7 protein-coding genes are annotated in these 12,887 nt (G+C 36.1%); all 7 read right to left on the minus strand.

From position 1 onward, the window contains the following. Positions 1-78: 78 nt before the first annotated feature. The 7 genes from ACFSAH_RS10275 to ACFSAH_RS10305 all read right to left on the minus strand — a co-directional run bounded on the left by ACFSAH_RS10275 (position 79) and on the right by ACFSAH_RS10305 (position 12,846). Entirely contained in the window at positions 79-1,848 is a 1,770-nt protein-coding gene (locus ACFSAH_RS10275; protein ID WP_379662642.1) for a BACON domain-containing protein, read from the minus strand. A 10-nt stretch (positions 1,849-1,858) separates the two neighbouring features. Continuing rightward, on the minus strand, positions 1,859-2,809 hold the full coding sequence (locus tag ACFSAH_RS10280; protein ID WP_379662643.1) for a phosphodiester glycosidase family protein: 951 nt from the start codon (positions 2,807-2,809) through the stop codon (positions 1,859-1,861). 21 nt (positions 2,810-2,830) lie between these two features. Then, the gene (locus ACFSAH_RS10285) at positions 2,831-4,105 is read right to left on the minus strand and encodes a RagB/SusD family nutrient uptake outer membrane protein (RefSeq protein ID WP_379662644.1); all 1,275 of its coding nucleotides are present in this window, start codon (positions 4,103-4,105) and stop codon (positions 2,831-2,833) included. A 17-nt stretch (positions 4,106-4,122) separates the two neighbouring features. Continuing rightward, on the minus strand, positions 4,123-7,500 hold the full coding sequence (locus ACFSAH_RS10290) for a SusC/RagA family TonB-linked outer membrane protein (protein WP_379662645.1): 3,378 nt from the start codon (positions 7,498-7,500) through the stop codon (positions 4,123-4,125). A gap of 156 nt (positions 7,501-7,656) precedes the next feature. Beyond that, positions 7,657-8,769 (minus strand): FecR family protein, encoded by a 1,113-nt coding sequence (locus tag ACFSAH_RS10295; RefSeq protein WP_379662646.1) that lies wholly within the window; start codon positions 8,767-8,769, stop codon positions 7,657-7,659. A 427-nt stretch (positions 8,770-9,196) separates the two neighbouring features. Beyond that, positions 9,197-9,787: an RNA polymerase sigma factor gene (locus ACFSAH_RS10300; RefSeq protein WP_379662647.1), complete on the minus strand. Its 591-nt coding sequence runs from the start codon at positions 9,785-9,787 to the stop codon at positions 9,197-9,199. 185 nt (positions 9,788-9,972) lie between these two features. Then, positions 9,973-12,846: a family 78 glycoside hydrolase catalytic domain gene (locus tag ACFSAH_RS10305; protein WP_379662648.1), complete on the minus strand. Its 2,874-nt coding sequence runs from the start codon at positions 12,844-12,846 to the stop codon at positions 9,973-9,975. Positions 12,847-12,887: the final 41 nt, after the last annotated feature.

The raw sequence follows: 12,887 nt of genomic DNA on the forward strand, positions 1-12,887 counted from the left end.
ATGGTTTATAGAGAGAGACTGCATCAAAAATAAAAAATCTCTCACTTTTGATACAGTCTCCATATTATTTTAAATTTATTAAGGAAGCGCAGCTCCCATTACTGTTTTTCCAGAACGGCTTTTTCCGTTTTGGTCTGACGACAACAGATCGCTTTCCAAAACCAGGTTTGAAGCAAGAATCTGTAGTTGCAATATACTCATTCCTGATGTAGCCGCAGCACTTCCTAAATTTAATAAAGGAATAGTTTGGCCAAAACCTCCGTATTTACCAAAAGGACTAAAAGCATTTGCAGGATCAAAATTCTTACCTGCATCCAGAATACCATCATAATTAAATACGCCACTTCCAATAATTGATGAGCGGGCACTATTTGTTCCTCCAACTTCTATTGCCGCTCCTATATTTCCGGAAACTATCGAATTATAAATATTTAATATGTTAGCATGTGCCGGATTATTGTAGATACCAGATCCTCCAATAGTAGCTGTATTACCCTGTCCACCCTGATTATTAGAAACAGTGGTATTCACTAAATCTACAGTACAAACACCATACAGAGAAATGCCTGCTCCAAAAGCAGTACCGTTATTTTTATTCCCGTAAATGGTAGAATTAACGATAACAAATTTAGATTTTTCACGAGCGTATATACCCGCTCCTGTTCTGGATGTCACTCCTGTTGCTCCAACTTCATTATTCGCTATAGTAACATTAAACAGGTAATTATAAGATGTTCTGGCTGTATTTATAGCATATATTCCACCTCCCACACCTCCAGCTTTATTAGCTGTAACTTCACTATCATACATATATAACGTAGATCCATCATTCCAAATACCCGCTCCATTAGTGGTTTCGGCTAATCCCTGATTCTTAGAAATAGAACTTCTATTAAACACAGCATAAGAGTTACCTGTTAAATATACTCCCGCACAATGAGTACTTGTCTCATTTTCAGTAACAATACAGTTATTTATCTCTGCTTTACTACCTGCAATAAGCAATCCACCACCGTAAGATCTATTAACAGCTATTCCATTTATAGTAACAGAACTGTTAGCCGAGTGTGCCCGTCCTTCTTTAATTATAAAACCATCTAATACTACTTGCTTATCCTGCTCCTGAATAGCTGTTATAGTTACAACATGGTAAGCTCTGCTTCCATTCAATTGTCCACTTAAAATAGTTTTATTAGTAACTGGATTGGCAACTGCTCCAGCAGTAGCCTGTTCCGGATACCCTCCTATCAATTTCACATTTTCTCCAATCTCAAAAGTTTTATCGGCTTCTGTAGATGCACTTCCTCCCGTAATAGTTACCGTTGGTTTATAGGTTCCCGCAGCCACGTGGATTATATCCCCACTTAGAGCCCTATCTAACGCAGCATCCAATGTTATAGGCTTACTCCAGGAAAGTCCATCATTAGCTTCCACTCCATCTATTTTAACATAAAAATTTCTGGTATAATCAGGAGCAGGATCTCCGGCACTTTGAATAACCTTCAATTCTGTTTTGGCATCATCCGTAATGTATGCTTCTATTTTTGCGTTACGTACTGAAGTTGTTTTATTTTTCTGGATGGCTATTTTAACTTTATCATCTCCTTGACCATTTGAGTTTAACACAGTCAACCAGTTTGCATTGTTTTTTATTTTCCAGGGTAAATTAGATTTCAATTCAACTTCTATCGTATCTACATCATTACCTACACTAACTTCCTGTTGAGAAAAACTAATTTCTGGTTGCTTGGGCACGAAACTTTCCTGATCTATTTTACGACAAGAAACTATACATACCATAAATAACGCCAACCCCAATAGCTGCAATATTATTGATCTATTTTTCATAATTACAAGCTTAATTAGTTAAAGACACTATTATTAAACCATTGGCAACAGAGCGCTCTTTACCTCCATTATCTGTAGGCCAATTTCTTATCATAAACCTACCTGCATCAAAAGAAGGTGTGTTTCTAACAAAAAAGGTACTCGAACCTCCGCCATCAAGATTTATAGATTGATAAGCCCCCAAAGCCTTCATAAACTTGGCCAAATCATCATAATTCATACCGTTGGAATAATGAAAATTACGACCATCTACCACCAACATATACACTTTGGTTCCTTCTTTATTTACACCTATACATGTTCTTGGCTCTAACCTCTTATCAGCCTGACTTACAGGCAATCCATCTTTTAACAAGACCACTCTTCCGCCTATAGCTTCTTGTATATTATTTTTAACTAATGCATAATCTTGCTGATTGCCAATAAATGCTTTTCCATCTTTGGTAATCGCAAAAAATGTATTTATTGCATCTGTAACAGTTGTTTTTATAGCAATTCCTTGTTTATACAAAATCCCTTGGGGAACTCCCGTATCCATGTTATAAAAATCGCCATTTATACCAGCCCATACTTTATGCCCCTGATTATCTGCATAAGTTGCCTGCTTGGTCATAGGCTGCATACCAAAAGCCGGTGCATTATTTGGTGTAGAAGCCTCTATTTTTACTGACTGATTGGTTAAATCAATCTCAAATACAAAAGCTTTCATAGATAAGCCTGTAGATGACAGATAACGAATTTCTGTAGCTTCAACCCCATTAACCACAGTATAAGTTGTATCTGTATTAATACTTGCTATTAAATCACTATTGGTTACAACTTTAGTAGCAACAGCTGTTTTTGGATTAGCAACATACTGTTCATATGGTTTTATTAACTCCTCTTTATTACTGCACCCTATAGCTATTAACATAGAAAGGGTGAAACCCAATGGCAGTAATATATATTTTATATTTTTCATTTCTGAATTCTCCTTTTAAGATTAATAGTTTGGATTAGGTACCAGATTAGTATTATACTGTAGTTCGCGACCCGGGATAGGCAATACTGTCTGGTAATCTAGAATTCCCAGTTTTTGTACCGCTGTATTGGTACGAACTAAATCATAATACCTGAAATTTTCTCCAAATAACTCCAGGTTCCTTTCATTTAATATAGCTTCCTGATACTGCTCATCAGAATTAACAGATATATCCTGCAAGCCTCTAAAACGACGTAATTCATTTAATCTATTAATACCTGTTGTTCTACCCTGTGCCTCTGCGCTAATCAAATACAGTTCAGAAACTCTGGAAATAATTACCGGATCTTTCCCGGTCTGCCCACTAGGATATTTATTAACGCAATAAGTCCCTGCAATGTTGGTAATAGATATATCCTTACGCTTATCTGAACCAATAAAAGCATCTACCATTGGCTGAAAAACCCTGTAGTTTCCCTGTCCTTTATTAGGATGTGCATAAGAATAAAACAAATCAGATATATTAATCTTAGATTCTTCCGTTCTGTTCTCAAAAGCAAAAATGATCTCGGTATTAGCCAGTTTTCTGAATATTTTCTCAAAGGAATCCAACTTATACCTACCAGAAGTAATAAGATTTTCTGCAATTGTGGCCGCAGCCGACTTATTTCCACGATACAAATACACCCTTGCTTTCAATGCAGATACCGCATCTTTTGACACGTAATAATAACTGGAAGATTCGCCCAATAGTTGCTCAGCCTCAGTCAGGTTTTCTTCTATAAAAGCCCATACCTCATCGTTTGTATTTCTTGCTAATTTCTCAAGAGAATTTTTACGGTAAATAGGCACACCTCCCCATCTGGTCAATAAACTGTAATAGATATAAGCTCTGAAATAATACGCCTCTCCCAAAGCAGTATTCCTGACACTATTGGATTCCAGGGATTCACATATAGAAATCACATTATTAACCTGATAAAGCGCACTATAATATCCATTCCAGCCAGTAGAAACCACGCCTGCTAAAGGACTTAATTGAGAGTTTATAAGATCTAATGGTGCCCCAGAAGCTGTATGTAAATTCCCTCCCAGAATATCAAAAAGGATAAAAGCATGTACTCCCGGATCGTTCTGCATGTTATTATACATGCCTATACGTAGTGCGGGTAAATCTTTTTCGGTACTAGCATCCGGCGACACTGAAGAGTATGGATAAAGGTCTAGTTTATTAGCACATGAACTCCCTAAAATCGTACCCGCAAGTATCATTATATATAAATATTTCTTTTTCATGTTTGTACAGCTGAATGTTAAAAACTAATATTTGCTCCAATACTATAGGTTCTTGGCTGAGGATTATTCAGGTTATCAACCCCTGAAAATCTCGGATCCAGATTGGTATTGACTTCAGGGTCCCATCCCGAATATTTTGTCCATAAAAACAAATTATCTGCCTGTGCAAACAATCTGATCTGACTTACCTTAAACTTTTTCACTGTCAACTCTGGCAATAAATACCCAAGCGTAAGCGCCCGCAATCTGATAAATGAAGCATCTTCCAGAAATCTTGTGGAATTACGCGTATTGAATGTTTCGCTGGCAATCGCTCGTGGATAAACATTGGTTGTACCCGATCCAGTCCAACGATTGTCAATATATTCCTCCAACTGGGCAAATCTGTAACCTATACGTCCCAATCCATTAGGTTTCCATGCTGCGTAAATATTTGCGCCATAGCTATAAGTTGCCAAAACATCTAGTTGTAGTCTCTTATACTTAAAACTGTTGTTCCAGCCACCCGAAAATTTAGGGTTTGACGAACCCACTACAACCCTGTCATTATCATTAATGATTTCGTTATCATCCAAATCTGTCCATCTAACATCTCCTGCCCTAACTCCAAGATCAAACTGTTTTTGAGGAACTTCCCCATCATATTGATATAAACCTTGTGACTGAAAAAGATAATATGACCCTATATCTCGCCCCACCATTAATGCCCTGTTATCACCTATAGAAATAGGCTTGTTCTCATTATCTATCAGCGATAAAATTTTATTCTTATTATGCGCTATATTAAAACTGGAATTCCATGCTACCGGTCCTAATTTGAAATGAGTATTAACAGATAGCTCTATCCCTTTATTTTCCATAGACCCTATGTTAGATATGATACTTGTCATACCACTTGTGGCGTGGATAGGTCGGCTGTACAATAAATCTGTAGTTTTCTTGTAATAAGCATCTAATGATAAATCTACCTTTCTGTTGAATAGCGAAATATCAAATCCTGCATCATATTGATCTGCCTTTTCCCAGGTCAGGTCTTCGTTACCAAAAGTAGAAACAGAGATCCCACTAATTCCACCATAATTTTGACCTCCCGCAATTAAAGGCTGATAGGCATAATTTCCGATACCTTCCTGATTACCCGTTTTTCCATAACTCGTTCTCAGTTTCAAATCCAGATTTGTTCCATCCATAAACTCCTCCTTAGAAATATTCCAACCAAACGACAATGAAGGGAATATACCCCATCTGTGATCTGATCTGAATTTAGAGGAACCATCGGCTCTTAGAGTACCTGTAAACATATACTTATCATCATAAGAAACCGTTGCTCTACCAAAATAAGATTCTAGTGCATATTCACTGGCCGAACCACTGGCGCTAGTTATTTCAGAAGCCACAGATACCACTCCCAAAGATGGTGTAGCAAATCCACGAGCATCTACGTTGGTATTTCTACTTTGCTGTTTTTGGAAAGAATGTCCTAATAAACCGCTTAAAGTATATTTCCCAAAAGTGTTGGTATAATTCAGAACATTTTCTGTCAGATAGTTTTGTATTAAACGATTATCATCCAACAACCTCCCAACTCCCGTTCCGTAAGGATGTTTCTCATTATAATAAGTATAATCATAAGTATAACCTATATCTGCACTAAAAGAAGATCTGAAAGACAGGTGGTCATTAAAGTTGATTTTACCATAATAAGTTCCTAAATACCTGAAGTTATCTACATAAGCAGTTTGTTCATTTAAGATCTGAATAGGGTTATGACGCATCAACTCATCAGTCCCGCCAACATAATAATCCCCATTAGGTTTATAAGGTCTGTCAAAAGGCCTTTGTTCAATTGCCCTGGCCAAAATAGTAGATCCAAGATTTGCTCCGGGAACCTGATTATTACGGATATAATTCCCCATATTATTGAATCCTATTTCTAACCAATCGTTAAATTGATGGCTGAATTTGGTATTCAGATTGTATTTTTTAATAGAATTATTATGGACAACCCCTTCCTGGTCTGTTACTCCTATACCTACATAATATTGAGTTTTCCCTGTTCCGCCAGAAAAATTGGTATTAACATTTTTAAAATACCCCTTCTGCAAAATAAGACCTAACCAATCAGTATCGGGCATATTTCCAAACGGATTAGAAATAGGAAGCTTGTAATTTGCATCTCCAACTTTTAAACCATATTGTTTATTATAGTTTTCCTGTCCCTCATTAAATTGTAATACATATAAATCCGAATTGGCTATTTTCAACTTATTCTTATCCGCAAACTCAGAAAACCCAGTAGTTACATCCACTTTTACAATGTTTTTTCCGTTTTTTCCCGATTTTGTAGTAATCAGAATAACCCCATTACTCGCTCTGGAGCCATATATTGCAGCAGAAGCGGCATCTTTTAATACCTCTATAGATTCGATATCTGCATGGTTGAATGCAGCAAGTGGACTGTAAGTTTCACCAAAATCATAAATAGACATATTAGAGTTATTGATAGGAACACCATCTACAACATATAAAGGATTATTCCCTGCACTAATAGAGGACGTTCCTCTAATTGAGATGCGTTCTCCAGAAGCCAAATTTCCAGATCCTAATGATAGATTTACCCCTGCTATTCTACCTTCTAACATTCTAGCCGGAGACGAAACCTGTCTAATATCTTCGTCTTTAAACTTCACACTTCCTATAGCACTTGTAACCAGCTCTTTTCTCTGGCTACCATAACCTACCACCACAATTTCATCTAATTTTGATTGCGCTGTTTTTAATGCTATACGTAAATCAGTATTGCCTTTCACCTCTATTTCTCTGGTTTCAAAACCAGTGAACGTGATCAACAGGATGGCGCCTTCGGTAATATTTCTAATGGTAAATCCTCCTTCTGCATCCGTCATAGTTCCCTGACTTCCATTCTTTACCCTTACACTTGCCCCTGGCAAAGCTTCACCTTTTTCATCAACTACAGTTCCCTTCACATTAATAAATATCTGCTGAAAAGGAACTTCAAAAGATTTTGTATTCTCTTTTTTATTGATAATGATGGTATTCTCTTTTAAAAAATACTCGAAGGGCTGATCTTTAAAAATTTCGGAAAGTGCCTGCTTGAGTTCTACATTTTTTAAATCAAGATTATTAATGACTTTTGCATCCTTAATCTCATTGTATTTATAAAAAAGGTAATAGCCGGTTTGCTTTTCTATTGCCTTCAAAACTTTCTCTACGCGTATGCTCTCTCCAGAAAAATTAATTTTCTGCGAGTAGCTTTTTGCACTTACCTGAAGTATGCCGAGCGTGATTAAAAAAGCAGTGAGTTTCATTACCAAAAAAATTTTCGACGAGTGTATTTCACGGATTGGTATTTTCCCACAAAAGATTATTTTCATACTTTTGTAATGTTTAAATTAAAGGTTATTGATTCGCGATTAATAATTCTTTCCAGATTTGAACAGCCTTCTAAAGGCTTTTGACGGGAGTGTTGGTAGCACTTCCGTTTTTTGTTCATTCGACTCTTAGTTTTTAACCATAAGCACTATTATTTTTTATCCGATAATTAGTTTTCTTCCTATTAACTGAAATTTCACTTTCCCATACCTGAGTACCTCCAGTACATTATCAATGTCCGCATTACGCTTAATTTTGCCAACAAACTCATCTTTTGGCACCTCTCCTTTATATTCTATTTCAATATCATACCATCTTGCCAGCTGACGCATAAGTGTTTGGATATCTACCCTATCAAACTGAAAAAAACCATCTTTCCATGCCATAACAGATTCTAAATCTGCCCGCTTGACATCAAGATGTCCTATATCTCTCATTTGTGCCTGGTAACCAGGCTTCAATAACTGCGATATTGCAGGTGTACTTACTTTTACGCTCCCTTCAAGCAATGTTGTCCGGGTTAGCAGCTCGTCATTATAAGCATTCACATTAAATTTAGTCCCCAACACTACTATCTCCTGGTTGTTACTTAATACTTTAAAAGGTTTCTTTTTATTGTGAGCCACTTCAAAATAAGCTTCCCCTTTTATGGAAACCTTACGCTCACTTTCAGTAAATTGGGTCGGAAATGTAATACTTGAAGCACTATTTAGCCAAACATGAGAACCATCAGGCAGAATTACCTGATAGATTCCACCTCTTGGTGTTTCTATCTTGTTAAAGCCTGTATTTTTTTCTTTAGCTATAATATGGTTTGCATTAAAAACCAATAGTCCGTCTTTCTGTTTCTCCACAGAAAAGCTCTTATTTTGTTCTAAGGTACCATTAGCAACATCGTTCAGTATAATATGCTTACCATTACTTAACGTTAAAACAGCATTATTACCTCCCGGTACAACCGGAGCAACAGTCCGTGTTACAATAACTTCATTACTTCCACCATTGTGATACGAATAAAAATAGAGTGAAAATGCCAGTCCAACAATTGCCAAAACTGCTGCAACTCTATAGACATATTTAATATATCTGTGTTTAAATATTGATGGCTCTACATCAACTGAACTATCATACAAATCATTATCCATTGATTCTGACAGATATTTTTCCAGTTTACCTTCATGTAATAAATGAAAAAACACCTGCAATTCTTCTTCGTCCAATTTTCTTTGCAGATATCTATCAACTAACTCTTTATAGAACTTATCTTCCATTCAATATTTACTCTTTACTACTAAGACAATAAAAATGTAATATAGGGTAGCAGATTTTTTGTTTTTTTTGATAGGACTTAAACATTCTACCATACAAGTCCCAGATTGGTAAAAAACAATATATATGATTTAGATATTTTTTCTTAACTTAACATCTTCAACTCCAAAACCTTCACAAACTCCGTAAAAGCCCATAAAACTCCACTAAAGTCCGCAAAAGCCCACTAAGTATATACTATCGGTTCGCTAATGGTCATACTACGGTATACTTACGGCAGTATTGTACCTCTGTTAAAACCTTTCAAATCCCGAATGATTATCAAATATTCGCTATAAGCACAAAAGCTTAATACACTTACTGAAATAGGATGAATAAGCACTCCCGCAGTTATTCAATAAAGTTTTTTAATGAAATTAAATAGGTTTGTTATTTGAAGAAAGCAACTATTAGAATACTTAAAGATATCCCTAATTCTCCTTCAACGCTTTTTCTTAAATGCTTCATAGATAAAACCATGTGATTTTTAACTGCATTTCTGGAAATGCCCATAATAGAAGCTACTTCTTCGTATGTTTTTTTCTGTTCGCGGCACAATCTAAAAATCTCACGACTTCTTTCCGGTAATTGTGCTAATGCTTTATTTAAATAGAATAGGTATTCCTTATCAAGCAGTTTTTCTTCTGTAGTATTGTTTCCTACAAGATAAGCTTCCACTATTTCGCCCATAACTTCCTGAGAACGGGAGGCTTTTTTTAACGCATTTAAGGTATGATTCTTAGCTACTGTAAAAAGGTATGATTTAAACGCTTTTATCTCAGATAACTTTTCTCTTTGCTCCCATATCTTCACAAAAACTTCCTGAGTAAGGTCTTTCGCCAAATCAGAGGAATGAACATATTTCTGAACAAAAGGAAAAATTTTCTTATGATAAGAATTAAAGATTTGCAGGAAAGCTTTTTCGTCACCTTCTGAAAATCTTCTGATTAACTCATATTTGTTAGTTTCGATATCATTCATTGCGCTGAACGAATTTAGGCCTATAATGTTACTAAGTTATTAAATTAACATGAATAAGTACAACATAAAAGTACCTTAAAAAATAAGAGCCTTCCCTTATATTGATAGGAAAGGCTCTTAGTTATTATTTAAAGAATCCCCCTTACTACATCTATCAACTATAATTAATAATATAGATTTATTTATTATTCTAATAAACAGTCAATCTTGTAACTTCCCGATCCCAGTTTAACCTTTACCTTATTGCCTGCTGTTTCGGTATTAGCATAGTAAATACTTTTCTTTAATTGTTTGCCATTAATGGATATTTTATCCGTGGAGCTTGATGGTATATAAATCCATGCAGATGTATTCACAGGGATTATTGCTTCCATTTCCAGTTTTCTGCCAATTTTTTTCCAGCCCGAAACAATATTGCCATTAATTGATCTGTAATTTGCCCTGACACGATTGATACCTTGCTCAGGTATTTCCGGTTTTATAATAAATGTCCTGTATCCGGGAGTTTCATTTTTTATACCTGCCATATTGCCAAACATCCATTCATTAACAGCACCAAAGGAATAATGATTAAAAGAATTCATTCCTGCATTATTTTCAAATCCCTTTTCTTTGGTATAACTGTTCCATCTTTCCCAAATTGTTGTTGCCCCGTTTACCACCTCAAATCCCCACGAAGGGTACTCTGTAGATAACAGCAGTTTATAAGCCATGTCTCCATTGTCTGTAGCAGATAAAGCAGGAAGCAACGGCTTTACTCCCAAAAAACCTGTCGATAATTTTCCGGAGTTCTTTAAAATAAGCTCTTTGAGATAATTCCCAGCTTTCTGGGTGTCTTCCCGAGACAAAAGCCTCATGTATATTGCGTTGGCATAAGCTGTTTGTGTATGTCCGCCAAAACCTTTTTGAGGATTGTAATGAGAATATCCTGCTCCGTTTCCATAAATATCAGAATCTACTTTAAATTGCCCGGTTTTGTCTGTATAATGTTCATAAAGCTTTTTTTTCACATTTTCAAACACCTTATCAAAGAATAATTTATCTTCTGTCTTTTGAATGGCTCTTGCCATTTCGCTCATCAAAGCAGCACAATAAGCGTAATACATAGTGGCTAACAAATCAGGAGAGGTTTGCTTACCAACAGAAAGCCAGTCACCATAACCTCCCTTAGGATGGATATCCTCAAAAGATCTCTCCTTAAATATATATTCTCCTTTGCTTTTTGTTTCTAAAAACTTCATAAATCGCAGCATGTTGCTCCAATATTTTTCAATCAGTCTGGTATCTGCGTAGGCTTTATAAAGTTCATAAGTACATATTATACCGGCTTCCATCCAACCCGGAGAGTAGCTGTCTGTCTTTCTGATCATAGCTACTCCATCTTTCATTGGCATAGGAGCATACGATGGATAGGCCCCATTAGACAACTGTGCATCATTCAGATCCGTCATCCATTTTGTAAAAAAAGCGCTTATATCATTATTGTAAATTGCCGATTTGATATAAACATGCGCATCCCCTGTCCATCCCAGTCTCTCGTCACGTTGCGGACAATCTGTCGGAATATCAAAATAATTTGACAGCTGTGTCCACACAATGTTTTTATATAGCTTATTAACCATTGCATTGTCTGTTTCAAAATCTCCTGTCACTGGAACAGATGAGCTCAATACCAGTCCTATAACTGTTTCTTCAGAAGGGGCTTTTCTCAATCCTGAGATTTCTACATATTGGAAACCATGGTAAGTAAATCCTGGCTGCCAGACTTCTTCTTTCATATCTCCTTTTAAAATATAAGTGTCGGCAGCTCTTGCTTTTCGAAGGTTTTCCGTCATTAACTTTCCATCCGGATGGAGCATTTCTCCATATCTTAATATAATACTATCACCCTCAGCTCCCTTTACTTTTAGTCTAATAATACCGGAAAAATTCTGGCCAAAATCTACAATATACTTTCCATTTGGACGTGGGATAATTTTTTTTGCTTTTAACTCTTTATATATCCTAACCGGATTACCGGGATAAATCTCTAATGCCTGATTTTCATTTTCAGGATATACAACTGCTGATTTCCATCCATGCTGATTATAACCGGGCTTATCCCAGCCCTGTAATTCCAAACGGGCATCATAAGTTTCTCCGTTAAGGATATCACTTTCTGTCAAAGGACCTTGGTTTGCAAACCAGGTTTCGTCTGTTACAATGTATTCTTTCTCTCCACCAGCATATTCTATTTCTATTTGTGCCTTTAGTTTTGGAGTATCTCCATAAAAAGCTCTCACCTGAGGACTTTTTACCAGCATCGCATAACCTAAATACCCCGAATACCAGCCGTAAGAAAGAATAGAAGCAAATGCATTTTTCCCCTGCCGGATATTCTTAGTGATATCGTAAACCTGATAATAAACCCGCTTATGATAGTCTGTCCAGCCTGGCTGAAAAAAATCTTCGCCTATGCGTTTTCCATTGATATAAAACTCATACAATCCTAAAGAGGTAACATACAAACGGGCTGTCTTTATTTTTTTATTTACGTTCGCTTCCTTTCTCAGATAAGGCGCTGGCGGTAAATGATAGGTTTTGTTTTTGTTTAAAGAATCCAAATTATAACCAATCCATTTTGCGATCCAGTCTTCTCTTTTTAAAAACCCTGTTTCCCATGTCGAGGCTTTACTCCATGCACTTGCTCTACCCGACTTGTCCCAGCTGCGTACTTTCCAATAATAAACTTTTCCTGATAATAGTTTCTTCCCTTTAAACCCAATTTGATTTGTAGAATTTGACAATACCTTACCGCTATTCCAAATATCTGCTCCATTTTCTGTAAGCAGTTTAACTGAACTTGCAACTATAATTTGATAGGCAGACTGTGTCTGATTATTTCTATTAGACACTAACTCCCAGCTCAATCTGGGCTCTGCAATATCTATTACCGGTGTATTTTTATACTCGCATCTTAGATGAACAGGCTTTATTTGAGCATCAGCTTCTGAAATAAAAAATGGGAGATTAAAAAAAAGGTAAGTAAAAAGTATAGTATATATTTTTTTTAAACGCATTATTAAGCTTTTTTATTAAAGATGTAAGAACGCTATTATCT

The organism is Pseudopedobacter beijingensis (assembly GCF_042678145.1).
Classification (GTDB): domain Bacteria; phylum Bacteroidota; class Bacteroidia; order Sphingobacteriales; family Sphingobacteriaceae; genus Pseudopedobacter; species Pseudopedobacter beijingensis.